Raw genomic sequence first — 23981 nt, 5'->3', positions numbered from 1 at the left:
GGAGTTCCGGCACGCGCCTGTCCATAACTACGTCAACGCAGCGCATGCCGTGATCGCTATCCACTAGGATTGACTGTGTTCACGCCTATCCCAGCTTTCGCTAAGATAACGATTGTGTTTATGGTGGCGTATGACTCAATCCATTCTTGTCCTTGATGAAGGCACCACATCGACCCGCGCTATGTTGTTTACAGCAACGGGCAAGTTGCTCGGCAGCGCGCAGCAGGAACTGACACAGCATTATCCCGCGCCGGGCCGCGTTGAGCATGATGCGACGGAGATTTGGCACCGGACGCTCGCCTGCGCGCGCGAGATGGTTGAAAAGGCGGGCGGGGCAGATCGGATTGCCGGGATCGGTATCACCAACCAACGCGAAACGGTGGTCGCATGGGATCGTAGTACTGGCGAACCGCTCGCTCGGGCGCTGGTGTGGCAAGACCGCAGGACCGCTGAGTTTTGCGATGAATTGAAACAGGCAGGGCATGAGGCGGCGGTGCAGGAGCAAACCGGGTTGCTGCTTGACCCCTATTTTTCCGGCACCAAAATGCGCTGGCTGCTCGACAATGAACCGGCTGTTGCCGCTGCGGCGGAGGCTGGCACGCTATCGCTCGGCACGATTGAAAGCTGGCTTGTCTACAAGCTGACCGGCGGCAATTTTATCAGCGATGCCAGCAACGCCAGCCGGACGCTGTTGCTGCCGCTGGGCGGCGCGCAATTTGATGACGGGCTGTGCGATCTGCTCGGTGTTCCCAAATCCGCGCTGGCCCAGGTCACCGACAATTCCGGACATTTCGGTGTAACCTTGAAGGAATTGTTCGGTGCGCCAATCCCGATCACGGGATTGGTGGGCGACCAGCAATCCGCCACCATTGGCCAAGGGTGCCTGTCACCGGGCGAGACCAAGGCCACTTATGGAACCGGCGCATTTATCCTCGCCAATAAAGGCACAGAAATTCCGGGATCGAACAACCGCTTGCTCGGCACTGTTTTGTATCAGGATAATGGAGAGCGCACCTATGCGCTCGAAGGCTCCGTCTTCGTCGCGGGCAGTTTGGTCCAATGGCTACGAGATTCTCTTGGGCTGTTAGGGACAGCATCCGAGACCGAGACGCTCGCGCGGTCAATTTCCGATAGCGGAGGCGTGGTGATCGTTCCGGCAATGTCCGGCCTGGGCGCGCCGCATTGGCAGCCCGAAGCGCTCGGCGTGATTGCTGGTCTCAGCTTTGCCACTGGCCGCGCCCAGATTGCCCGCGCCGCGTTGGAGGCGATGGCACATCAGACCTATGATCTGGCGGAAGCCTTTGCAGCGGACGGGGCCAAATGGACCTCGCTGAAAGTAGATGGCGGGATGAGCGCGAATGACTGGATGGCGCAAGACATCGCCAATATGCTCGGCCTGCCGGTTGAACGGCCTGATTTTGTCGAAACCACAGCACTGGGCGCGGCAATGCTGGCGGCGAAGGGTGCTGGACTGGTGCCGTCCTTGAACGAAGCGAGCAAGGTTATGCGCGGATCGGTGGGAAGGTTTGAGCCGGAAATAGACGAGCGGGCCAAACAGCAACGTCTGGTCAATTGGCGGCGGGCCCTGTCAGCGATTTGAGTGTTTGCAATCTAGGCCGAGAGACTTCGACCGGAGCTTAAGCTAGCGATAGTCGGCCATTTGGTTCAAACGTTCCTGCAAGCGTAGGATCGCTGCCGGCCGCATTTCAAACCGATCACGCCATGCGGCATCCAATCGCGCAATCCGGGCATGAAGCTTTTCACTTTCTTGGATCAGTGCGGATGTCGGCTGCTGCAGCAGAGCGAGGTTGCCAGCTTCGGAAGGCCGGTCCACGGGCAATTTGCTGTGGCGGCGCAATTGAAACTCGGTTAGCTCGCCCGAATAATAGGCGCGGTGATTAAGCAGCCAAGCAAGCACATGCATAACCCGGGTCGTAGTCCGCAAACCTTCAACCGAAATTGCCAGCCTGACCTTGTCCGCCGCTTCGCCAGTTTCGCGAATGGGGTTAAGGTCGAATACCTGACGGACTTCATCAGCGAGCAGCAACGCCTCGCAATACAGCGCCTCGATAATCGGCTGGTTTATGTCTTTCGGGTTCCCCATGGAGATGCCGTGTTAAGAGAGGCAACCGCGAAGAGCCAGTGCCAGCCGAAAACTATCCCGAACCATATCGGGACTGTGCCGTTTTGGAGCGGAATTCGGGGAAATTTTTGGTTGGCATCAAGCGCCGGCGGTTGATGCTAAAAAGCTACGCAATAATATCGGGCAGGAGCGCATCCTCCATCCTGCTCACCTGATCGCGCAAATTCAGCTTGCGCTTTTTCAACCGGGCAATTTGCAATTGATCGTGCGACCCCGATGCAAGCAGCGCATCGATTGCTGCATCCATATCGCGGTGTTCGGTTTTCAGCAGCGCCAGTCGTTTGCGCATCTCCTGTTCGGTCACTGGGTCTGGTCCTCAATCATGGGCGAATGCATTTTGTCGTTAATGCAACGTAGCTTACCGCTTAAGGATTAATCAGCACTTCGCAAATAGCTTCATCTGTGGTTGTATACCAATACGCGGTTTGTCCGTGATGGACGAGTCGCTTGCTTGGGGTTTGAGCCCCAAACCTTGGAACGCATAAGGAGAGCCAGATGGCAACGTCGCACGTCAACGCCCTACAGTCCAAACATGCCGGAATCGAAGCAAAGCTTCGCGAAGAGGAAAACCGGCCGGCACCAGACACCGCGACAATCCAGACTCTCAAGAAGAAAAAATTACGAATTAAGGAAGAATTGGCCTCAGCCTAGCCCTGTTTCCAGAGATTTTCGGTTCTTAGCCAGTAAAATTGGGCCATTAACTTTGCGACTGCGGTGGTGTAAGTTACAATTATGACCGCAGCCGCAGCCGCCCGCTTGATTCTGACCCAGCTTCACGAGGTCATGGCCTCGCGCCTCCATGCGCAGGGTAAACTTGACCGTGTCGTCGATATCATTGCAGAGAGCCTGGATAGCGAGGTCTGCTCGATCTACCTTTTGCGCGAGGGGATGCTGGAGCTGTTTGCCACGCATGGCCTTAACGCTGCTGCGGTCCACGTTACCCGTTTGGCAATGGGCGAAGGGTTGACCGGCAGCATCGCCGACAAGGTTGAAACGCTCAATCTGGCCGAAGCAAAGGCGCACCCTGATTTCCAGTACCGGCCCGAGACAGGCGAGGAAAAATTCCATTCCTTCGCGGGGGTTCCGATTGTCTATCGGGAACGCGCCGTTGGCGTGCTGTGCGTGCAGCATGTCGAACCGCGCCGTTATGAGGAAGTCGAGCTGGAGGCCTTGCAAACCACCGCAATGGTGCTGTCCGAATTGATTTCGAACAACGAGTTGATCGACGAAGAAGAAGCGTTGGGCAGAGGTCCGGAGATGACCGGCCCTGTCAATGTTCCGGGCCTGACACTGGTCAAAGGTCTGGCGGTTGGCACCGCGGTCTATCACCAACCGCGTGTCAATATTGACCAAGTCATGGCCGAAGATACCGAGGTTGAGCGCCAGCGGGTCTACCGCGCTTTCGACAAGATGCGCGAGCAGATCGACAACATGACCAGCCAGGCCGAGTTTCGCACCGGCGGCGAGCATGAAGAGGTTCTCGAAACCTATAAAATGTTCGCCTATGATGAAGGTTGGGGCCGCCGGATCAATGAGGCGATTGATTCAGGTTTGACTGCAGAGGCGGCGATCGAGCGCGTCCAGCAGAGAACCAGAATGCGGATGCGTGAAATTGACGATGCGCTGCTGGCCGACCGGATGCATGATCTGGAGGATTTATCCAACCGTTTGCTGCGGATCGTGTCGGGCCAGTTGGGCACTGCGGCCAGTCAGGGTTTGCGCAAGGATGCTATCCTGATTGCCAAGAACCTCGGGCCTGCAGAATTGCTCGAATATGACCGGCGGCGCTTGAAGGGGGTGATCCTGGAAGAAGGTTCGCTCACCGCGCATGTGGTGATTGTCGCGCGCGCGATGGGTGTGCCTGTGCTTGGCCGCGCGCGGGGCCTGCGCGGAATCGTTCGTGAGGGTGACGAGATTTTGCTCGACGCTGATGCGGGTGTGGCAACTGTGCGGCCAGCGCAGCAAGTGTTCGACGCTTTCGAAACGCGCTTTGCCAAATCAAAAGAGAAGCAGGCGCTTTACGCCGAGTTGCGCGATGTCGAACCTTTCACCCGCTGCGGCACGCGGATTCAGGTGATGATGAATGCCGGTTTGCGAGAGGATATTTCCAACCTTAATCTGGTTGGCGCTGACGGTATCGGCCTGTTTCGTACCGAATTTCAATTTCTGGTTTCAGCAACGCTGCCGCAGCGTGAAAAGCAATTGCGGCTCTACCGTGATGTTCTCGATGCGGCGGGCAACCGCCCGGTCATATTTCGTACGGTCGATATTGGCGGAGATAAGGCGGTGCCCTATCTTCGCAACGAAGATGTTGAAAATGAGGAAAATCCGGCAATGGGTTGGCGCGCATTGCGGCTGGCGCTGGAACGCGAAGGCTTACTGAAAGCTCAGGCTAGAGCCTTGCTAGAGGCGGCATCGGGGCGCCAGCTTAATGTCATGTTCCCTATGGTGTCAGAACCTTGGGAATTCGATGCAGCGAAGAAGGTCTTCGACGATCAACTGGCTTTCCTTACATCGCAAAAAAGACAGCCACCTGAATCGATCCGTTACGGCGCGATGCTGGAGGTTCCGGCCTTGGCCGAGGTGCTCGATATCCTCATTCCCAAAGTGTCGTTCATTTCGGTCGGTACCAATGATTTGACCCAGTTTCTGTTCGCAGCGGACCGGGCCAACCCCAAGCTTGCGGAGCGGTATGATTGGTTGAGCCCGGCAATTTTGCGGTTCTTGCGCCGGATTGCGCAAGCGACCGTGGGCCAACAGGTCGATCTGGCCGTGTGCGGCGAAATGGGCGGGCGTCAGCTGGAAGCGCTTGCGCTGATGGGCCTCGGCTTCCGGCGATTGTCAATCACTCCTGTTTCGGTCGGGCCGATCAAGGAACTGGTGAGACAAGTCGATCTGGCGCAAATAACCGAAGCGATGAACGGGTGGTTGTTCAATCCTCCGGCAGATTTGCGCGCCGAACTGACTAAATGGGCGGCTGACCAAGGGATTCTCATCGATTAAGCTGTTTGATGGTGTCTACTTCCGGGGCGCCGCGTGCATTTATCTCTGTTTACACTCGGCTTGGCGATTTAGTTTTCAGTGACTGGCTTCTGCGCTTGACAGCAAGGCCTCAGACCTCTTCTTCTGCCGCAAAATAGAACACGGGCCGTATGGGATGATTTATGAGCGATGAAATTGAGGAGTCGGTAGACCAACTTCCGCTTGATGGGGCTGGGCAGCGGTTGCTTCGCGCCCGCAAGGATGCCGGCAAGTCTATCGATCAAATCGCAGCTGAAACCCGCATCCCGATTCGTCATTTGCAAGTCATTGAAGACGGCAATTTTGCGGCACTGCCCGCGCGAACCTATGCGGTTGGCTTTTCGCGGACCTATGCCAAAGCTGTTGGTTTGGATGAGATCGAAATTGCCGATCAAGTACGCAGCGAATTGGCGGCTAACAACGACTACGAAAATGAGCGACCGGCAAGATTCGAACCGGGCGATCCGGCGCGCATCCCGTCACGCGGTCTTGCATGGTTCAGCGCCTTTGCGGTGCTGCTGCTTGTGGCTGGTGCATTTGCGTTTTTCCGTGGATATTTCATCCCCGGCTCCGGGCCTGGCTCTATTGTAGAGCCAACCGAAGTTTCCGAAGAAACGGTGACCGGAGGCGACGGTGCGGACATCGTCACCTCTTCATCCAAGCCCACCGGGGAAGTGGTATTTACATCGCTTGCCGACGGGGTTTGGGTAAAGTTTTACGATCAGGATGGCGAACGCTTGATGGAACGCGAAATGGCCAAGGGCGAAAAATACTCGGTGCCAAGCGATTCTCAGGGGCCGCAAATTTGGACCGGTCAGCCAGAGGCCCTGATGGTTTCAATTGGCGGCACCTCGATTGGTAATTTGTCTGACGAGAGCGAGATATTGCGAGATCTGCCGGTTACGGCGGATGCGCTTATTGCCCGTGCTGAGGAAAGTGAAACTGCCGCGGACGGCGAAGCTGGCGAAGTGGCGGACGAAACAAACTAGGGGGCCTGATTGGGCATGCGGCCCAAGGTCTCCACCGATTAGGTGGTGGCGCGGCTCGACAATTTGGGGGCGTTGCTGCACGAAAAACTAGGTTGTTCAGCCTGGGTATGGCGGCATGACGTCATAACAGGCCGGGTAATGAGACAGGAGCATTCGAAGAATGATTAGTCATAAGAGCCGCGCCATAGTTGCTGGTCTGGCGCTTTTTGCCGCGGTCGGCACATCGATGCCGGTATCTGCGCAAAGCGGCGACGAAGCCCGCTTGCGCAAAATTGAGGCAGAAGTTCGCGCCCTGCAGCGCACTGTGTTTCCTGGTGGTGACGGTAAATATTTCGAACCTCAGATAACCGGCTCTGCGCCATCGGCCACAAGCGGTGCGGCCCCATCGACAACAGCGGTTACCGACATTCTGATCCGGCTCGACGCGTTGGAAGCGCAAATTGCTTCGCTGACATCGCAAACCGAAGAGAATTCGAACGCGATTATGACGCTGACCCAGCGATTGGTAGCGATGGAAAACGCGCCGGGCACAGGCTCTTCCGCGATTGTTCCCACACCGAGCCCATCGGCTCCGGCGGCTAGAGTTCCCACTGCATCGCCCCCGGCAGCCACACCCGCCGTCGTGGCTGCTGCGCCAACGGCAGCACGGCTCGAAGCCGTTCAGCAAATCGCCAAACCCCAAACTGACGATGCAGCAGATGACGAATATTCCTATGGTTACCGCCTGTGGAATGCTGGCTTCTATCCCGAAGCGCAGCAGCAATTGACCATGTTTGTCGAGAAATACCCAAGCCATTGGCGCGCCACCTATGGCAGGAACTTGCTGGGCCGCGCTTATCTCGATGATGGCAAGCCAAGCGACGCCGCACCGTGGTTCTTCAAGAATTACCAAACGAACAAGCAGGATGCACGGGCACCTGACAGCCTGTTGTACTTGGGTGAAACGATGATTGCCATGAATGACACCAATCGTGCGTGTATCGCCCTGGCTGAGTTTGCTGACACCTATCCTGCGCTTGCGTCGGGGCGGTTGGCTGACCAATATCAACGCAATCTTGGCAAGGTTACGTGCAATTGATAGTCTGGTTGACCGCGATTTAGTCGAGCGTTTCCGGCACGATATCGGCGGCCTTTGGGCAACTGATGCCAAGCTGGGCGTTGCCGTTTCAGGCGGCGCAGATAGCCTTGCATTGCTGCTGCTTGCCCGCGAAGCGTTGCCCGGAATGGTTGAAGCCGCAACAATTGACCATGGGCTAAGGCCGGAAAGTGCCAAGGAAGCGCAGCATGTCGTAGAAATTTGCGACAGGCTCGAAATCCCCCATGTCACTTTGAAAGTTACCGTTGAAAGCGGAAACCTTCAGGCCAATGCTCGCGAGGCGCGCTATGCCGCGCTTGCCAATTGGCACGACCGGCGCAGTTTAGGTGCGCTCGCGACCGCCCACCACGCAGACGATCAGGCAGAAACTTTGTTGATGCGGCTCAATCGCGGCAGCGGCCTGTCTGGCCTTGCCGGCATTCGGGCAAAATCATGGATTCGCCCCAAGGAAACAGGGGGCGAGTACAGGTTGCTGCGACCGCTGCTCGGTTGGCGTAAATCTGAATTGATAGAAGTTACCCGTCGCGCAAATATAGGCTGGATCAGTGACCCGTCAAACGAGGACGATAATTTCGACCGTGTGCGGGTCCGCAAAGCGCTGGCAGAGCAGGACTGGCTAGATCCGGTCGCTTTGTCCAAGAGCGCGCAATTGCTTGGCGAAGTCTGGAGCGATGTTGAGTGGGAAGCGAGCGCCAAACTCAACAGAAGTGTGGTCAGACAAGATGATGGATTTGTCTTTTTCGGCAGTGCGGGCCGCGTGTTTGAGATCGAGAATGTGCTTTGGATATGCGAGCAAATGGGCAAAAAAGTCAGCCGCTCGGAAGCAGACCAACTTTTGAACAGGATGCTTGAAGAGAAAAAGACCTCATTGGCCGGAATTCAAGTGCGCAAAATCATGCATCCTACAGGCCCCAATTCGAGCCAGGCCGGTTGGAAATTTGAAAGCGAACCGCCCCGCAAGGCGGGATCGCGCCCCAAATCAAATAATTGAATCGCCCATTCCGATGGTCTTGCCATCGGTGATAATGACTTTGTCGCCCTTCTTGGCGACTGCGAAGACTTTCGCAGCGAAGCCATCTGGCATGCCTACGCAGCCGTGGCTGGCGAAACCGTTTTCTACTTCTGCGCCGTGGAGAGCGACGCCGTCAGAGGTCAGGAACATGGAATAGGGCATCGGCGCATTGTTGTATTTTTCGGAGACATTATGCCGCATCTTATATCTGATCGGGAATGTGCCGAGCGGGGTCGGATGCGCATCAGTGCCGAGAAGAACCGCCGCTGCGCCGATTTCGTAGCCGCCTTTGAATACCGAGATAACCCGCGCCTTCAAATCGACGGTCATAACCAGCGGACCATCTGCGATGCCTTCATCGTCCCAATGCCACTCGCCGTATTTGATCGGGCCAGTGATGGGCAACACGCGCTTGATCACGAAGCGTTCGTCTTTGGGATCCGGCTTAGGTTCAGGCACTGCCTGGACAACTTCTTCCGAGACAAATTCGGTTTGTTCGGTGCCCGCGGCGTCCGCGTCGGACATCATGCCTTCATCGGCCGGAACTGCTTCCTCGATCGAAGGCGCAGCCTCGACAGAATTGCCTGCCATCCAGCCGCTCGCCAGCGTTGCGCCGCCGAGAGCCAGTACCAGTGCGGCGGTTGCGCCGCCAATCCATTTTATCATCGGGTTCATAGATGGCTCTATGCCAAAAAACGTCTCGTTATTCTATCCTAGGCTTTTCGTGCGTCCCGTTGCGAGACGGCTATTGGTCAAAAAGTAACCAGCTGAAAGCCTATATCGGCAGCCTATCCATGCGCTCCGAACTCATTGGCGATTGCCGTGCCGATCCGCAGGCTTAACCCGTAAGCACGTTCCAGCGGGTCGATGTAATCGCGCTGGATTTGGGTATAGCCGGTGCCATCGCCATCAGGATAATCACTCGGCTCATCGACGGTGAAATCGTCAACGCTCGGGAAGCTTGTCGGATATGCGCGGCGCAATTGGGCAAGGGCGTCATCCACGCGCAAGGTGAACACCATTTCCAGCACATCATCGCGGCTGATGTCATTGGCGCGGCTGAACGCCGGGACCGACACGGCCTTGATAAACATATGCTGCAACAAAGTGAGGCGAAGCGCCTGAAGCGCCCCGATTGACCGGCGCACAGGCTCGCGCTCAGGGTGCGGTTCCTCGTCCGGTATCAGGTCGAGCAATCGGTGAAGCTTGAGCGCATCAACCCGCAGCCGGGAGGCAAGCCGGCGGAAAGTGCCAGTCCTGTCATCCTTGGTAAGATATTCTGCGAGCACCTCGCATGCGTCGGACAAATGGCCTTCTGTGCCGCGATAAGGGCGGCTGGCCCAATAAGCGGAGTTGAACAATTCGCCAAAGGCCGCAACTGTCTTGATACTGGCCAGTGCGTTGGAGGCACGAACCAAACGGACCAATTGCCGCCCCCGTTCGCTTTCGGTGAGCAGTGAAGCAAGGTCTTCATAATTCCCGTCAGCCGCGGTGCCAACGCCCGAGATAACATTCACCGGGTAGCCAAGCTGTTGCAGGATTGCGTTGTGCGGGATTGCGCGAATTTGGCGCAGGTTCATATCGCGGTCGGCGCTCAGATCGGATTGGCGGCGGGATACGCGGCTACCGGTGTTATTCAGCAGGCCCAGCCCGAATGCCGTCAATGCGCGGCTGTATGTCTGGCTTTCCAAATGATTGCGCTGGTTTGACCGCACAGCCCGGTAGAAATCGAGACTAATATCAGTGCGGCGGTAGAATTGATCTGTCGGCGCATCGGGATCAGTCGAAGATGGTCGGTGCGTGGCAATCCGGGTTAATGTTGCAAGCGCCAGTTCGGGCGTTGCGAAATGGAGATAGCCATCGCCGCCCTGAAAGCTGACTTCCGGCTCGAGCCGGATGCCTGCGCGCACAAACCGGCGCCTTGCCCATGGGCTAAGCGGCCATTCGAGCCGGTCCTTGAAGCCGCCCGGATGCGCGCCGCGCCCCATGCTTTCGCCGTGGGTGTTGAAAATTAGTGCGGCCACATCGGTCAGGCCGTTGTCTCGCATTGCGTCGGCGAGGCGGCCCTGCAGGCGCTCGATTGCGAGACTTGCGGGAATTTGGCCGACGAACCGCCCAGCATCGGAAAATCCGGTCTGGATTGCCACGCGGCCGCGCTTCCGTGCGTAATTCTGGTAGATCTCTTCGGACAATAAAGCGTCGAGGAACCGCCCGCCATGTTCCAGCGCGCTTTCGGTTTCGAACAAAGGCGAGACATCGACCTTGTCCTCGATCCCGAACAATTTCGAGAAATACAGCGCCGCCAGAATGGTGGAAGGCTGTTCGCATTCGGCAATCAGCATCCGGATCGGCGCGTCGCCATCAACATGCTGGATGATCTGCGCCATTGCCAGAAACTGACGGATGGCGGTGCTGCTTTCAATCGCAAGTGCGGCAAAATTGCTCCGCAGGGGCCGCACATTTTCGAGCAACTCGCGCAACGTCGCCATCGCGCCCTTACTTCCCAGATCGAGCGTGTTGTCCGGGTCAATCCGGCGGCGGATTGCGTTGTGTAACTGGCTGGAGTTCACCCGGAAGTGGATCCAGCCCATGCCAAGTCCGTCCGCGCGCATGGCAGCAGCGACTGTTTTCAGCCCGATTGCTCGGTTCGCGTCAGCGCCCTGCGCCTCGGCTTCAAGTAAATCAATCAGTGGGGCCAGCGACAGCAATTTATGCGGATGGTCCGCAGTGAGCGTATTGGCGGCAGCGGAAAGAGCGGCGGGGTCCGACAGATCAGCGCGGAAGTCGGTCGTTCGTTTGTGTGAATAGACCGCCGCATTGCGCAAGGTTTCAAGCAGCGGATGCTCTGCATCCACTTTTTCCAGCGAATTGATGTAGCGATCAAGCCGCTCCGCCTTTTCCGACAAGCGGAACCCGATGGAATCGAACCATTTGATGTCGGTCCGGCCATCCATATCGTAGCCTACCCAACTGGCGAAACGGAACGGCAGAGGGTGCGCGGTAAACCATTTATCGGGCCACAATTCCTGCGCCTTGGCCAGCGATTGACCGACAATCGTATCGCGTGCGTCCTGCGCATGCGCGATGGCGAGCATGGCGCGCCGGTGCTCATAGCGCAGCGTTATGTCGGGGCGTGCGGCATTGGCTACGCAGGCCGCGTCGGAGATTTCTGCATCGCTGCTGGCAGAGGTGGCAACCGCTTCAGTTTGTTCAGGCGTAAGCAGGAATGTCGGATGCGCGGTGAAAACCGCGTGCAAGCCTGGGTGTTCCCATTGCGCCTTGAAAGTGTCGAATTCGCCGTGTTCGCACGCATCGCGCACCGCTTCGACATTTGCATCTTGCGATACCGGCGACAAATTATGCCGAAGACGTTTTGCGCGACTCTTCAGCGATTGACACTCAAGTTCGGCAATCATGCTTTCAATATCGTCGAGGCTGATTGCGCCGCCTTCGAGATCCCGCGACAAATCGAGCGAAAGTTGGAACACCGGATTGAACAGCGGCGTCTCGCGCGTTTGCTGGTGCAGCTGGCTCAGGCGCTCGGTCAGTTCGGCGACGGTCTTCATGTCCGCAGGTTCATCGCTTCGCGGGCCATCTTTTCGATTGCGGTTTTGTCGGGTGCACCCTTGGGCGCAACCCAGCTTCCGCCGACGCAAAGCACCGGATCAAAGGCAAGCCATTCAGCCGCGTTGCCCGCGCTAATGCCGCCGGTCGGGCAGAACCGGCATTGGCTAAACGGCGCAGCAAGCGCCTTCAATGCGGGCAATCCGCCAGCTGCCATCGCTGGGAAGAATTTGAAATGGGTTAGGCCGAGGTCGAGGCCGCGCATAATGTCACCGGCATTGGCAATACCGGGCAAAAATGGAATTTCGTGGCGGATCGCGGCGCGCCCGAGTGTTTCTGTCAGGCCCGGCGAAACAATGAATTCGCTTCCCGCAGCGATTGCATCTTCCAGTTCCTCCTGATTGGTCACGGTACCTGCGCCAACAATCGCACCGGGAACCTGCTTCATCGCGCGGATTGCAGCGAGCGCGGCAGGTGTTCGCAAAGTAACTTCCAATGCACGCAAACCGCCTGCGACCAAGGCTTCGGCCAAAGGAACCGCATGCTCGACATCTTCAATTACAATTACCGGAATGACGGGCGCTGTGCGCATGATGGTTTCGATATCACTCACGATTTATCTCCAAGAAATTCAGATGCATAGGCAGCTGCGGCACCGAACAATCCGGGTTGCGGATGGACGATTAATTTTACTGGCAGGGTGGACATCATGCTCTCGAAGCGCCCCTTGGCGCGGAACCGTTCGGCAAAGCCCGATGACAACAGAGTATCGCGGATGCGGTAACCAAGCCCGCCTGCAATTACGACACCCTTAGCGCCGTGAGCCAGCGCCATATCGCCCGCAACGCTGCCTAGCGAGAGGCAAAACCGGTCAACCGCAGCGGCAGCGAGACTGTCGCTGCCGTCTTGCCCCCGGGTCCAGATCGCCACGTCATCTTCTTCCGAAACCGGCTTCCCCTCCATCGCTGCGAGTGTTTGATAGATATCCGAGATAGCGGGGCCAGCGACCACGCGTTCCACCGAAACGCGGTTATGGCGTTTGCGCAGACGGGCAAGGATTGCGTCTTCAATACTGTCGAGTGGGGCGAAATCGACGTGGCCTCCTTCGGTCGCCGAAACGCGATATGTGCCGTTTGGTTCACGATAGAGGTGCGCGACGCCAAGTCCGGTGCCGGGACCAAGCACGGTCAGCCTACCCGTTGCAGGCAACGCGCCTTTGGGGCCGGTTAAATGGATGAACTGGTCTTCACTGGCGCGTGCCACCGCGTGCGCAACAGCTTCAAAATCATTGACGATGGTAAAACTATCTACGCCAAGCTTTTCCTTGGTGAGCGCGGGTCTGATGATCCACGGATTGTTGGTAAAACGAATGACATCGCCGCCAACGGGGCCTGCAATCGCCATGGCAACTGCCTTGGGTAAGGTCCCGCCATTACGCTCGCGGAAATCTTCCCAAGCGGTTTGAAAACTGGCGTGGTCTTTGGTGTGAAGCGTTTCAGGTTCGCCCAATACGATTGCGCCATCAGCAGCGATGGTCGCAATGGCAAAGCGGGCATGGGTGCCACCGATATCAACGGCTACGAGTTGGGTGTTCATTGGCCTATAATCCCGCCTGTGACATCATCGATGAACCGCCTTGTTCCGCCCCATCCGCATGGGCGCGGAACATTGTGAACAATTCGCGGCCAAACCCGGCTTCGTTGCGTGGGTCGGGCGCGGCCTCTCGCGCGGCCAGATCGGCTGTGGTGCTGAGAGCCCCCGTTTTCGCGCAAAGACGCACAACGTCGCCGTCTTGCAATTTCGCCAGCGGGCCGCCGCCCAGCGCTTCGGGTGTGCAGTGGATGGCCGCCGGAACCTTGCCGCTCGCGCCTGACATGCGCCCGTCTGTGACCAACGCGACTTTGTATCCGCGGTCCTGCAAGACTGCGAGCGGCGGGGTGAGAGAGTGCAATTCGGGCATTCCGTTGGCGCGAGGCCCTTGGAAACGGACTACAACCACCACGTCCTTTTCCAGCTCGCCAGCTTTAAACGCAGCGGCGACGTCGGCTTGGTTTTCAAATACGCGGCATGGCGCCTCGACAGTGTAGCGATCTTCCGAAACGGCGCTGGTTTTGAAACAGGCGCGGCCAAGATTGCCTTCGACTAGCGTCATCCCGCCATCGTGGTGAAACGGATTGCCGGGTGGCCGCAGCATATCGTCATCACCGCTTGGTCCGACTTCCCGCCAAGTCAGCGCGTCACCATCGAGACCGGGTTCTTGGGCATAGCGTGCAAGATCGCTGTCACCCACGGTCAGCAGGTCCTGATGCGCCAATCCGGCGGCGAGCAATTCCTGAATAATATAGCCCATACCGCCTGCGTCGTGGAAATGGTTCACATCCCCCGAACCGTTGGGATAGACCTTCGCCATCAGCGGGACGACGTGCGACAGTTCCGAAAGATCATTCCAGTCAAACTGAACTCCAGCAGCGCGCGCCATCGCCGGAATATGGATCGCATGATTGGTCGATCCGCCGGTTGCAAGCAGGCCCACGGCGGCGTTGATGATCGCCTTTTCATCGACGCAATGGCCCAACGGGCGGTAGTCATCGCCATTGATCCCAATCTCGGCGACGCGGTGAACCGCCGCGCGGTCGAGCGCTTGCCGAAGTTTGGTGCCGGGCTGGATGAACGCGCTGCCCGGAATATGCAGGCCCATCATCTCCATCATCATCTGGTTGGAATTGGCGGTGCCGTAGAAAGTGCAAGTTCCCGGCGAATGGTAGCTTCCAAGCTCGCTTTCCAGCAATTCGGCGCGGGTGGCCTTGCCCTCTGCATACAGCTGGCGCGTCGCTTGTTTCTGCTTGTTTGAAATACCGCTGGGCATTGGGCCGCTGGGCACGAAAATCGCAGGTAAATGGCCGAAGCGCAATGCGCCCATCAGCAAGCCGGGAACGATCTTGTCGCAAATGCCCAGCATCAGCGCGCCGTCATACATCGCATGGCTGAGCGCGACGCTGGTGCTAAGTGCGATCACGTCGCGGCTGAACAGTGACAATTCCATGCCCGTTTCACCCTGCGTCACGCCGTCGCACATTGCCGGAGTGGCGCCTGCGACTTGCGCGGTTGCGCCGATCTCTCTGGCGTAGATCTTCAGGCGGTCAGGATAGCGGCCATAGGGCTGATGCGCCGAGAGCATGTCGTTATAGCTGGTGACGATCCCGATATTGGGGCCGCGATGCGCCATCAGCGCCTTCTGGTCTTCCTCTGCGCCCGCATAGGCATGGGCAAGGTTCGAACAGGATACTGCATTTCGGTCAGGCTGATTATCCGCTTCGCGCTTAATCAGTTCCAGATAGCGCGCGCGGCCATCTTTCGAATTGGCAATAACCCGCTGCGTAACTCGGTGGAGGGTATCGTGGAGACTACTCATGCCAGCTTACTCCGTCGCGTTCGGCAAGGGCGATCGCGGCGCTTGGGCCCCAGCTGCCCGATGTGTAGGTTTGCGGGGTCTGACCATGGTCGGACCAGCCAGCGCGGATGGCATCGATCCAGTTCCATTGCGCCTCCACCTCGTCGCGGCGGACGAACAGGGTCTGGTCGCCTTCAATTAAATCGAGAAGCAGCCGCTCATAGGCAATCCGTTTATGCGTGCCGGTAAAGGCATCGGGCATCGCAATGTCGAGCGGAACGCTACGCAGGCGAATACCGTCGCGGTCCAGTCCGGGAACTTTGGCCATTAGGTTGAGCGAGATATTTTCCTTCGGCTGGATGCCGATGACCAGCTTGTTTGCGACCATTTTGGGCGCGGATGATCCCTTGGCTCCGGCGAAGATGGAATGCGGAACAGAGCGGAACTGGACGATGATTTCGGTCACCCGTTCAGGCAGACGTTTGCCCGTGCGCAGATAGAACGGCACGCCTTTCCAGCGCCAATTGTCGACGTGAGCCTTGATCGCCACGAAAGTTTCAGTGTCCGATTGCTTGCCCAATTCGTCATCATAGCCCGGCACAGCTTCGCCCTTGATCGCGCCTGCACGATATTGGCCGGTTACCGTTTCGCCTTCCTTCACATCGCGCAAAGACCGCAGCACTTTGACCTTTTCATCACGCACCGAAGTCGCGTCGAAATTGCCCGGAGGCTCCATCGCCACCAGCGCCAGCAACTGCAGCATATGGTTCTGCACCATGTCCCGGATTGCGCCTGAATCGTCATAATAGGCGACGCGGCTTTCGAGGCCGACGGTTTCGCCCACAGTGATCTGCACATGGTCAATATGGGCGGCATTCCACAGCGGTTCGAACATGATGTTGGCAAAGCGCAAAGCGAGCAGATTCTGCACCGTTTCCTTGCCCAGATAATGGTCAATCCGGAAAATGCGGTCTTCGGGAAAGGCGCTGGCTACCGCGTCGTTAATCTCGCAGCTGCTGGCCAAATCTGTGCCGAGCGGCTTTTCCAGACACATGCGGACATTTTCGCCGACGAGTCCTGCGTGTTGCAAGCCCTTGATCGTCGGTTCGAACAGGCTGGGCGCGGTCGACAGGAAAATCGCGAGGCCGCGCTCGGGCGTGCCGACCTTTTCTGCCAGAGATTCAAATCCGTCCGGCTTCGTCGCGTCCAATGCCTGATAACTCAGCCGGTTCAAAAACTCCGCCATACCGCCGCGCCGGTCGGCAGGCAGATGTTTCTCCAGCGCCTCGCGCGCGAAATTGCGAAACTCGGCATCGGTCATCTCGGACCGGGCGGTGCCGATGATCTTCACATCTTCAGCGATCAGCTCGTCAGCATGGAGCGCGCACAGCGAGGGCAGCAACATTCGCTGCGACAGATCACCCGTGGCCCCGAACAACAGCAGGCGGTCGGCGGTAAAACTCATGCGCACAATTCTCCCAGAATGCACTGCGTTGGACAGGGTGGTAGCATTGCCATCCCCGCCGCGCACCCCGCAAGCCCCTTTTAGGGCCAGTCGCAATCGTATTCATCGCATTCAGGAGGTGCTGACGGCCACTTCGCTGAACAGAAACTCGCTTTGCCCGAAACTGGTCATGAAGCTGACATCGGCAGCATCACGGCCCACGCCAATCTTCACAATGTCTTCGGCGTTGGCCATATTGGTCGCGTCGATCAGATACCATGCGCCGCCCCGGGCACCCCCGCCGGGAATAGTCGGGTCCTCAAGGAAAACCTCGGCGACCGCGTGGAAATCCTGCGGCGTGACCTGCGGCGCATAGCAACTGACGAACCGCGCCGGAATTCCGCTGGCCCGGGCAAAGGTGACCATGACATGGGCGTAATCGCGGCAAATTCCGCGCCGTTCGATAAAGCTGTCGACTGCGGTGGTTTTCGCATCCGAACTGCCGGGGACATATTGGAAATTTTCAGCGATCCAGCCGTGCATGGCCATTACCCGCGCGCCGCCCGTCAAATCGCCGAATTTGTCATGGGCAAAGCTTTGCAACCGGTCCGCCTGACAATAGCGCGAATCGAACAGATATTTGACCGCTTCGCCCGGCAAATCATGCGGATCCACGCGGGCCAGACTACTGATCGGGCTGAGCATCCGCTCAAGCTCCACCGTGGCGCTATATTCGACATCAAAACGGCCTGTGCTGTCCAGCCAGATCCGCTCCCCGATATCATCCCCTGCGGGAACCCGCGCACAATGCGCCGCATCGGACAGGCTGGTGTTGGAAGACAGGATGCGCTGCTCAGGGATAGCAGCCGCCTCGAACTGAAGCAGGATATCTGTCGGCTCAGTGGTTTCAAAAGCGAATTTGGCGGAGATGTCTATGGGCATGGCTGGTACGATTCATAAGAGGAGAGAAACGGACTTTTCTCCTCCCGCGATGGGAGGAGGGTGGCGCAGCTTGCTGTTTGGAGCGAGCGAAGCCCTGGGGATGGTGAAGGACAATGTTGCAAGATTAGCGACAATTGCTCCAAACATCCATCGGGGTTGTCCGGCGCATCGCCATTCCAAAGAAGCGCAACTTGCAGCCGCAGGCTACCAGCTTAGGCTGGCAGCTGGTGGAAAAGCCTGAAATGCGCCGGCAAAAGCATTTTCCTACAATCGTATCGCTTGCAAGCGTTGCTTGCGGGTCTTTCCTGTCGGCGGTTTGTGCGCCCGAGCGGTTCGGGCGGCCATTGGAGGCCATGGCGGGCAGGGCGAGCAAATGTGTAACCCGAGCGGGGGCGTGCAAATGTCTGGAATATTGCGGTTTTCATGTTGGAAACGGGGTTACACCTGTCACCTAACACAGTGATTCGGGCGGTTTTGCCTGTATTGTCATTTCAGGAGAATTTTACGCAGGCACGCCGAACAAATCATGCGCGTCGGCATCTTCGATTTCAACGGTGATGAAGTCGCCTGATTTCAGCGTGGCAGGCACGTTGCGCAGGAAGACATTGCCGTCGATTTCGGGTGCGTCAGCTTGGCTGCGGGCGGTGGCGCCGATGTCACCATCTTCGTCAGGATCGCCAACCTCGTCGATGATGACGGGCAGGGTTTTGCCGATTTTGGCGGTCAGCTTGGCGGCGCTGATACGGGCGGTGACTTCCATCAGCCGGGCGTATCGCTCTTCCTTGATTTCCTCGGGCACGGGGTCTGGCAGGGCATTGGCCTGAGCGCCTTCGACGGGTTCAAAGCGGAAGGCGCCAACGCGGTCGAGCTGCGCTTCTTCCAGCCAGTCGATCAGATATTTAAAGTCATCCTCGGTCTCGCCGGGGAAGCCGACGACGAAGCTGCTGCGGACCGCGATTTCGGGGCAGATTTCGCGCCAGTTTTTAAGGCGTTCGAGGACTTTCGCCTCGTTCGCGGGGCGTTTCATCGCCTTAAGGACTTTGGGGCTGGCGTGCTGGAAAGGAATATCGAGGTATGGCGTCAGCAGCCCCTCCGCCATCAGCGGGATCACCGCGTCAACATGCGGGTAGGGGTAGACATAATGGAGCCGGGTCCAGGGGGTGTCACCCTCCGGCGTGCGCAATTGGCCAAGCTCGCGGGCGAGGTCGGTCATGTGGGCGCGGACTTCGCGGCCCTTCCATTGGCGCGGATCATGGCGGGTATCAACGCCGTAAGCAGAGGTGTCCTGACTGATGACGAGCAGTTCCTTGGTGCCGGCGGCGACCAATTTCTCTGCCTCGCGCAGGACGGCATCAATTCGGCGGCTGGCCAACTTGCCGCGCAGATCGGGGATAATGCAGAAGGAGCAGGAATGGTTGCAGCCCTCCGAAATCTTGAGATAGCTGTAATGACGCGGAGTGAGTTTGATATCCGGTTGCGGGATCAGGTCGACGAACGGCCCCTGGCTGGGCGGCGCGTAGAGGTGAACCGCTTCGACCACCTGCTCATACTGATGCGCGCCAGTAACGGCGAGGACTTGGGGGTGAGCGGCGCGGATCGCGTCGGCTTCTTCGCCCATACAACCGGTTACGATCACGCGGCCGTTTTCTGCGATGGCTTCACCGATAGCCTGGAGGCTTTCCTCCTTGGCGCTATCGAGGAAGCCGCAAGTGTTGACCAGCACCACATCTGCCCCGGCATAATCGGGCGACATCGCATAGCCGTCTGCCCGCAGGCGCGTAAGAATACGCTCGGAATCGACCAAAGCCTTGGGGCAACCGAGGCTGACCATGCCGACCTTCTTGGCCTCGGGGAGTGTTGTCGTGTTCATGCCAATGTTCCAATAATTCGGGCGCCCTACACCCGATTGCTCGATTGCGCTACAGAAACCAGATTGGGTCTGATCACTGCGGAGGGAGATTGATATGTTTGATGTGAACTGGCTGGCGATTGTGCTGGGGGCACTTGCGGGATTTGTTGTGGGTGGAATCTGGTATGGCCCGGTGATGGGCAAGAAATGGATCGGCGCGGTCGGCCTGACCGAGGATCAGATCAAGGAAGGCAATATGGGTCTGATTTATGGCGGAGCATTCGCATTTTCACTGCTTGCCAGCTGGACAATGGCGCATACTTTCGCGAGTTATGGTTATGATCTGTCTGTGTTTGCGAAGATTATGACCGCATTCGGAGTAGCACTTGGTTTCATTGTTCCGGCGATCGGGACAAATTACCTGTTCTCGCAAAAATCGAAATTGCTCTTCTTTATAGACGCAGGATATTGGCTAATCTTCTACCTCGCGATGGGGACAGTCCACGCGTATTTGCCGTAGCGACTTTGGAAGAGCGGGGTCATTTGCGGCCGTTGTGACCATCACCCCGCTTTTCGCCGTTTTCGGTTGGGACGATTTCGACGATAATGTCACCTTTTAGAAGGTTCTGGCATTCGTCTTCCCAAAAGCCGAGCACTTTACCGTCGCGGTAAACGCGCAAGCCGCGACCGCCGGTCCCAAGGTCGGTGATCGCGCAGCCGCATTCCTCTTCAGTAACTTCGCGCTCGACCAGTTGGACCCGGCCCGTGACCGAAGCGAGATCGGCAAGATAATCGGCTATGTGCGCGCCCTTGGCGGACCCGGCGAGCAGCAGGCCGGTGAACCGCACCGGATTGATGACATTGTCGGCTCCTGCCTGACGAGCAAGAGACTCATTGTCATCAGCTCGCACAACTACGCTTATCGGCACTTTGGGGGCAAGCTGCCGGACGGTAAGCACGATCAAGATCGAGGTGTCATCGCGGCCTGCCGAAACGAGCACATTGCGAGCTTTGGTAATCCGAACAGCATTTAGGATCTCGTTGCGCGTGGAGTCGCCAGCCATAATATTGCAACCAAGCTTTTCGGCTTCGATCAGGCGTTCTTCGCTGGGATCAATAACCACGATATCACTCGGGTCGGTTCCGCGTTCGATCAGCTCGCTGACCGACTCAGAGCCGGAGACGCCATATCCCAATACAACGATGTGGTCGGACAGCTTTTCCTGAATGCGCGCCATGCGAAATTTCTCCCAGCTGCGTTTGATAATGAAATTATAGGCGGTGCCCACAAAAATGAAGAATACGGCAAAGCGAATAGGAGTGACAATTATCGCCTCCACCATCCGCGCCCGGTCGCTGATCGGGGCTATATCGCCAAATCCGGTCGTGGTGACAGAGATCATCGTGAAATAGACGACATCGGTGAAGCTAACTTCACCATCCAGATTGTCGACCAAGCCCTCTCGGTCCCACCAATGTATGACGACCACTATCGCCAGCAGGAAAATCGCGAGGCCGAGACGGATAGCAAGATCGCCCCAAACCGGAACGCGTGACGCACGCCTTAACGGCTGGAACTTTGGTCCCCGCACACGCCGTCCGCTGCCGCCTGTAACTATCCGGTCGATTTGTTCATTCATTGCAGATTAGCGTTGCGGCAGCTTGGCCTTGGGGTCAATCCGCTTGTTATCTTTCATGATTTCAAAATGAAGTTCGGGGCGGGTTGCGATTCCTGCTTGGCCTGCGGTGCCAATCCGCTCGCCAGTCTTAACGACATCGCCCAAGTTTACCGTCATGCGTTGCAAATGGCCATAACGGGTGCGCCAGCCATTACCATGGTCGATTACGACCAAACGTCCAAACCGCTTGGGCTCATCATCGGCGAAAACGACGGTGCCCGATGATGATGCGCGAATCATATCACCCAGATTGGCTTCGAAATCGAGCCCATCATGACCGCCGCCATCTGCGCGCAAGGCAAAGCCAAGCATGACGCGTCCATCATGCGGCCAGCGAAAATAGGGAGTGGTGCTGATCGCCGTCTGTTGAGTGATAGGAGCCGCTTTTAACACTGCGGGGATAATTAGCCTCTTTCCGGTGGCAAGATCGTATGGTTCTTCCAACCCGTTCGCGATGGCAATGTTTGAAAATGGTACGCCATATTTTTGCGCGATCCCGAAGCCCGTGTCGCCACCCTTCACAACATGGACGCGTTGGCGGGGTATCTGCAAAACTTGGCCGTCGCGCAAATTGTAGGGCTCGCGAAGACCATTGGCGGCGGCGATTACAGCCGCGGGCACTTTTGCGCGACCCGCGATCCCGCCAAGCGTTTCGCCGGATTCGACAGTGTGTTCGGTTTCGGATGCAGGGTCACCCGCCGCGAGAAGCAAAGGTGCCGCGGCCAGCAATACCAATTTGTGAGCCAAGCGTATCATACTGTATATCTCCCAGCCAAAGCATCGAGCGAAGCGTGATGCGTCAGGTCCAATTGCAGCGGTGTAACCGAGACAAACCCTTCATCAATTGCTTCCAAATCTGTCCCGTGATCGAGTGTGTGCTCAATCGCGTGCAGCCCGAACCAGTAATAAGGCAGACCGCGAGGGTCTCGCCCTTCGACCACAGAGCCGCGCGAATAGTCATGGAAACCCTGCCGGACGGCGCGAATCCCCGCAACTTTATTGGCAGGAAATGGAGGAAAGTTTACATTTACCAAAGTGCGCGCTGGCAGCGGTGTGTCGAGCAGCGGCGCGATTGCCTTTGCCCCCCATTCACGAGTTGCCTCGAATTGTTCGTGGTTTGCGGACCTGTCGAGCACTTGGCTGAGGGCGATCGAGCGGATGCCTGCAAGCGCGCCTTCGATCGCTGCAGAAACCGTTCCCGAATAGGTAATGTCATCGCCAAGGTTGGCGCCGCGATTGACACCCGACAAAATGACATCTGGCGGGCTGTCCAGCACGGTGCGCAATGCCAGCGTGACTGAATCGGTTGGTGTGCCAGTGACCGAAAAGCGGCGCGGGCCGTGTTTGTGCAATCTGACCGGTGCGTTGAGCGATAGCGAATGGCCAGCGCCCGATTGTTCCTCATGCGGGGCGCAAATCCACACATCATCGCTGAACTGGGCGGCAATCTCTTCAAGAACTGTCAGTCCGGGGGCGAAGATACCATCATCATTGGTCAGCAGAATGCGCATCAGCTCTCCGGATTTAGCGTTGTAATCCCGCCCATATACGGGTGCAAGACGGCTGGGATTGAAACGCTTCCATCCGCCTGTTGGTAATTCTCGAGGACCGCCACGAGGGTTCGTCCGACGGCCAAGCCAGAACCATTCAGCGTATGAGGAAATTCGGTCTTCTTTTCCGCCACGCCATCCTTGACCGGCCGGTAACGCGTATTCATCCGCCGCGCCTGAAAATCGCCAGTGTTGGAGCAAGAGCTGATCTCGCGATACGCTCCTTGCCCTGGCAGCCAGACCTCCAGATCGTATGTCTTGCGCGCGCCAAAACCCATATCGCCGGTGCAAAGCAACAATTTGCGGTAGGGCAACTCGAGCGCTTCCAGAATTTCCTCTGCGCATCTGGTCATCCGTTCATGCTCGGCTTCGCTGTCTTCGGGACGAACCACGCTGACCAGTTCGCATTTCTCAAATTGGTGCTGGCGGATGAAGCCGCGTGTGTCCTTGCCAGCAGAACCAGCTTCGCTGCGGAAGCAAAGCGTCAGGGCTGTCATACGAATTGGCAGCTTGGCATCGTCCAATATTTCGCCCTGGACCGAAGCGGTTAAACTGACTTCGGCGGTTGGAATAAGCCAGCGGCCCTCTGTAGTTTGAAAGGAATCCTCTGCAAATTTAGGTAATTTGTCTGTGCCATACATGGCCTCGTCACGCACAAGCACGGGCGGGGCGCATTCGATGTAGCCATTTGCGCCTGTCTGATGATTGAGCATGAATTGGCCAAGCGCACGGTGCAACCGCGCCATCTGGCCGCGCAAAAAAGTGAACCGCGCACCGGATAGCTTCGTGCCCGTTTCGAAATCTAGGCCTAGCACTGGTCCCATATCGGCGTGCTCTTGCGGTGCGAAATCAAAATCGCGCAAAGTCCCCCAACGCGCAATTTCTACATTTCCCTCTTCATCTTCGCCGTCAGGGACATCATCGGCAGGCAGGTTAGCAAGAACCGACAATGCGTCTTGCAATTGTGCGGAAAGTTGCCGGTCTTCTTCTTCCAACACCGGCAAAATTGTCTTGAGTTCGGCGACTTCTGCCTTGAGCACTTCAGCGGCTTCCTTGTCGCCTTTGCCCATCGCCTGACCGATCAGCTTCGAGGCCTCGTTGCGGCGGCTTTGAGTGATCTGCATTTTGGTTGCGACGGCGCGCTTGCGCTCGTCCAAGTCAAGAAGGGCGGCCGATACAGGCTCGATCCCGCGCCTAGCTAACGCCCCATCGAATGCTTCGGGATTGTCTCGGATAAAACGAATGTCATGCATGCACCGCGCTATGGACTCGTTTTGAATTGGCCTCAAGCGCCCGCCGGC

21 protein-coding genes are annotated in these 23981 nt (G+C 57.6%); 7 read left to right on the top strand and 14 right to left on the bottom strand.

The annotated features are described in order from the left end of the window. Positions 1 to 130 precede the first annotated feature (130 nt). Entirely contained in the window at positions 131 to 1600 is a 1470-nt protein-coding gene (gene glpK, locus GRI36_RS13060) for a glycerol kinase GlpK (protein ID WP_160598856.1), read from the top strand. A gap of 42 nt (positions 1601 to 1642) precedes the next feature. On the opposite strand, the gene GRI36_RS13055 is transcribed toward glpK, so the two are convergent. Together GRI36_RS13055 and GRI36_RS13050 are read right to left on the bottom strand one after the other, a co-directional pair. Next, a complete protein-coding gene (locus tag GRI36_RS13055) occupies positions 1643 to 2104 on the bottom strand; it encodes a DUF1465 family protein (protein WP_160598855.1) in 462 nt (153 codons plus the stop codon). Between the two features lie 145 nt (positions 2105 to 2249). Next, positions 2250 to 2447, bottom strand: a complete 198-nt coding sequence (locus GRI36_RS13050; protein ID WP_160598854.1) for a YdcH family protein — start codon at positions 2445 to 2447, stop codon at positions 2250 to 2252. 191 nt (positions 2448 to 2638) lie between these two features. Between GRI36_RS13050 and GRI36_RS13045 the strand changes: the two genes are divergently transcribed. The 5 genes from GRI36_RS13045 (at position 2639) to tilS (ending at position 8240) form a co-directional block, all read left to right on the top strand. Continuing rightward, positions 2639 to 2794, top strand: a complete 156-nt coding sequence (locus GRI36_RS13045; RefSeq protein ID WP_160598853.1) for a YdcH family protein — start codon at positions 2639 to 2641, stop codon at positions 2792 to 2794. Positions 2795 to 2875: 81 nt separating this feature from the next. After that, a complete protein-coding gene (gene ptsP / locus GRI36_RS13040) occupies positions 2876 to 5146 on the top strand; it encodes a phosphoenolpyruvate--protein phosphotransferase (RefSeq protein ID WP_160598852.1) in 2271 nt (756 codons plus the stop codon). Between the two features lie 161 nt (positions 5147 to 5307). Beyond that, a complete protein-coding gene (locus GRI36_RS13035) occupies positions 5308 to 6153 on the top strand; it encodes a helix-turn-helix domain-containing protein (RefSeq protein WP_160598851.1) in 846 nt (281 codons plus the stop codon). Between the two features lie 160 nt (positions 6154 to 6313). Then, positions 6314 to 7231: a tetratricopeptide repeat protein gene (locus tag GRI36_RS13030; protein WP_160598850.1), complete on the top strand. Its 918-nt coding sequence runs from the start codon at positions 6314 to 6316 to the stop codon at positions 7229 to 7231. Continuing rightward, positions 7125 to 8240, top strand: coding sequence for a tRNA lysidine(34) synthetase TilS (tilS, locus tag GRI36_RS13025; RefSeq protein ID WP_328598398.1), 1116 nt, complete (start codon positions 7125 to 7127; stop codon positions 8238 to 8240). Before GRI36_RS13030 ends, tilS begins: the two co-directional genes overlap by 107 nt. Here the strand turns inward: tilS and GRI36_RS13020 are convergent. The 8 genes from GRI36_RS13020 to rimO all read right to left on the bottom strand — a co-directional run bounded on the left by GRI36_RS13020 (position 8229) and on the right by rimO (position 19472). Continuing rightward, positions 8229 to 8936, bottom strand: coding sequence for a L,D-transpeptidase family protein (locus tag GRI36_RS13020; protein WP_160598848.1), 708 nt, complete (start codon positions 8934 to 8936; stop codon positions 8229 to 8231). The two genes, tilS and GRI36_RS13020, sit on opposite strands and share 12 nt — an antisense overlap. Before the next feature lie 113 nt (positions 8937 to 9049). Further along, entirely contained in the window at positions 9050 to 11827 is a 2778-nt protein-coding gene (locus tag GRI36_RS13015) for a phosphoenolpyruvate carboxylase (RefSeq protein WP_160598847.1), read from the bottom strand. Next, positions 11824 to 12438, bottom strand: coding sequence for a bifunctional 4-hydroxy-2-oxoglutarate aldolase/2-dehydro-3-deoxy-phosphogluconate aldolase (gene eda / locus GRI36_RS13010; RefSeq protein WP_160598846.1), 615 nt, complete (start codon positions 12436 to 12438; stop codon positions 11824 to 11826). Before eda ends, GRI36_RS13015 begins: the two co-directional genes overlap by 4 nt. Then, a complete protein-coding gene (gene glk / locus GRI36_RS13005; RefSeq protein ID WP_160598845.1) occupies positions 12435 to 13421 on the bottom strand; it encodes a glucokinase in 987 nt (328 codons plus the stop codon). The genes eda and glk overlap by 4 nt, the downstream gene beginning before the upstream one ends. 4 nt (positions 13422 to 13425) lie before the next feature. After that, positions 13426 to 15237, bottom strand: coding sequence for a phosphogluconate dehydratase (gene edd, locus GRI36_RS13000; RefSeq protein ID WP_160598844.1), 1812 nt, complete (start codon positions 15235 to 15237; stop codon positions 13426 to 13428). Next, positions 15230 to 16681 carry a glucose-6-phosphate dehydrogenase gene (gene zwf, locus GRI36_RS12995; RefSeq protein WP_160598843.1) on the bottom strand — a complete coding sequence of 484 codons (1452 nt, stop codon included), beginning with the start codon at positions 16679 to 16681 and terminating at the stop codon, positions 15230 to 15232. Before zwf ends, edd begins: the two co-directional genes overlap by 8 nt. Before the next feature lie 111 nt (positions 16682 to 16792). Next, the gene (locus GRI36_RS12990; protein ID WP_160598842.1) at positions 16793 to 17602 is read right to left on the bottom strand and encodes a transglutaminase-like domain-containing protein; all 810 of its coding nucleotides are present in this window, start codon (positions 17600 to 17602) and stop codon (positions 16793 to 16795) included. Positions 17603 to 18104: 502 nt separating this feature from the next. Further along, positions 18105 to 19472 carry a 30S ribosomal protein S12 methylthiotransferase RimO gene (rimO, locus tag GRI36_RS12985; protein ID WP_160598841.1) on the bottom strand — a complete coding sequence of 456 codons (1368 nt, stop codon included), beginning with the start codon at positions 19470 to 19472 and terminating at the stop codon, positions 18105 to 18107. A 94-nt stretch (positions 19473 to 19566) separates the two neighbouring features. Between rimO and GRI36_RS12980 the strand changes: the two genes are divergently transcribed. Beyond that, the gene (locus GRI36_RS12980) at positions 19567 to 19971 is read left to right on the top strand and encodes a DUF1761 domain-containing protein (protein WP_202392176.1); all 405 of its coding nucleotides are present in this window, start codon (positions 19567 to 19569) and stop codon (positions 19969 to 19971) included. 19 nt (positions 19972 to 19990) lie between these two features. Here GRI36_RS12980 and GRI36_RS12975 read toward each other — a convergent pair whose 3' ends face one another. From GRI36_RS12975 to serS, 4 genes are read right to left on the bottom strand one after another with little or no spacing between them, the layout of a single operon-like run. Further along, positions 19991 to 21091 (bottom strand): potassium channel family protein, encoded by a 1101-nt coding sequence (locus GRI36_RS12975; protein WP_160598840.1) that lies wholly within the window; start codon positions 21089 to 21091, stop codon positions 19991 to 19993. Positions 21092 to 21097: 6 nt separating this feature from the next. Next, complete coding sequence (locus GRI36_RS12970; protein WP_160598839.1) at positions 21098 to 21886, bottom strand: M23 family metallopeptidase; 789 nt, start codon at positions 21884 to 21886, stop codon at positions 21098 to 21100. Continuing rightward, positions 21883 to 22641 carry a 5'/3'-nucleotidase SurE gene (surE, locus tag GRI36_RS12965; RefSeq protein ID WP_160598838.1) on the bottom strand — a complete coding sequence of 253 codons (759 nt, stop codon included), beginning with the start codon at positions 22639 to 22641 and terminating at the stop codon, positions 21883 to 21885. The genes GRI36_RS12970 and surE overlap by 4 nt, the downstream gene beginning before the upstream one ends. Further along, entirely contained in the window at positions 22641 to 23933 is a 1293-nt protein-coding gene (serS, locus tag GRI36_RS12960) for a serine--tRNA ligase (RefSeq protein ID WP_160598837.1), read from the bottom strand. Before serS ends, surE begins: the two co-directional genes overlap by 1 nt. Between the last annotated feature and the right edge of the window lie 48 nt (positions 23934 to 23981).

The sequence above is a fragment of the Pontixanthobacter gangjinensis genome (assembly GCF_009827545.1).
Classification (GTDB): Bacteria; Pseudomonadota; Alphaproteobacteria; order Sphingomonadales; family Sphingomonadaceae; genus Pontixanthobacter; species Pontixanthobacter gangjinensis.
The sequence above is the reverse complement of the archived record's forward strand: the minus strand, read 5'-3'. Positions and strand labels throughout refer to the sequence as shown.

Excerpts from the sequence above, each read along its gene's own strand:
- glpK (WP_160598856.1), top strand. The coding sequence starts at position 131 with ATGACTCAATCCATTCTTGTCCTTGATGAAGGCACCACATCGACCCGC.
- GRI36_RS13055 (WP_160598855.1), bottom strand. The coding sequence starts at position 2,104 with ATGGGGAACCCGAAAGACATAAACCAGCCGATTATCGAGGCGCTGTAT.
- GRI36_RS13045 (WP_160598853.1), top strand. The coding sequence starts at position 2,639 with ATGGCAACGTCGCACGTCAACGCCCTACAGTCCAAACATGCCGGAATC.
- ptsP (WP_160598852.1), top strand. The coding sequence starts at position 2,876 with ATGACCGCAGCCGCAGCCGCCCGCTTGATTCTGACCCAGCTTCACGAG.
- GRI36_RS13035 (WP_160598851.1), top strand. The coding sequence starts at position 5,308 with ATGAGCGATGAAATTGAGGAGTCGGTAGACCAACTTCCGCTTGATGGG.
- GRI36_RS13030 (WP_160598850.1), top strand. The coding sequence starts at position 6,314 with ATGATTAGTCATAAGAGCCGCGCCATAGTTGCTGGTCTGGCGCTTTTT.
- GRI36_RS13020 (WP_160598848.1), bottom strand. The coding sequence starts at position 8,936 with ATGAACCCGATGATAAAATGGATTGGCGGCGCAACCGCCGCACTGGTA.
- GRI36_RS13015 (WP_160598847.1), bottom strand. The coding sequence starts at position 11,827 with ATGAAGACCGTCGCCGAACTGACCGAGCGCCTGAGCCAGCTGCACCAG.
- glk (WP_160598845.1), bottom strand. The coding sequence starts at position 13,421 with ATGAACACCCAACTCGTAGCCGTTGATATCGGTGGCACCCATGCCCGC.
- edd (WP_160598844.1), bottom strand. The coding sequence starts at position 15,237 with ATGAGTAGTCTCCACGATACCCTCCACCGAGTTACGCAGCGGGTTATT.
- zwf (WP_160598843.1), bottom strand. The coding sequence starts at position 16,681 with ATGAGTTTTACCGCCGACCGCCTGCTGTTGTTCGGGGCCACGGGTGAT.
- GRI36_RS12990 (WP_160598842.1), bottom strand. The coding sequence starts at position 17,602 with ATGCCCATAGACATCTCCGCCAAATTCGCTTTTGAAACCACTGAGCCG.
- rimO (WP_160598841.1), bottom strand. The coding sequence starts at position 19,472 with ATGAACACGACAACACTCCCCGAGGCCAAGAAGGTCGGCATGGTCAGC.
- GRI36_RS12980 (WP_202392176.1), top strand. The coding sequence starts at position 19,567 with ATGTTTGATGTGAACTGGCTGGCGATTGTGCTGGGGGCACTTGCGGGA.
- GRI36_RS12975 (WP_160598840.1), bottom strand. The coding sequence starts at position 21,091 with ATGAATGAACAAATCGACCGGATAGTTACAGGCGGCAGCGGACGGCGT.
- GRI36_RS12970 (WP_160598839.1), bottom strand. The coding sequence starts at position 21,886 with ATGATACGCTTGGCTCACAAATTGGTATTGCTGGCCGCGGCACCTTTG.
- surE (WP_160598838.1), bottom strand. The coding sequence starts at position 22,641 with ATGCGCATTCTGCTGACCAATGATGATGGTATCTTCGCCCCCGGACTG.
- serS (WP_160598837.1), bottom strand. The coding sequence starts at position 23,933 with ATGCATGACATTCGTTTTATCCGAGACAATCCCGAAGCATTCGATGGG.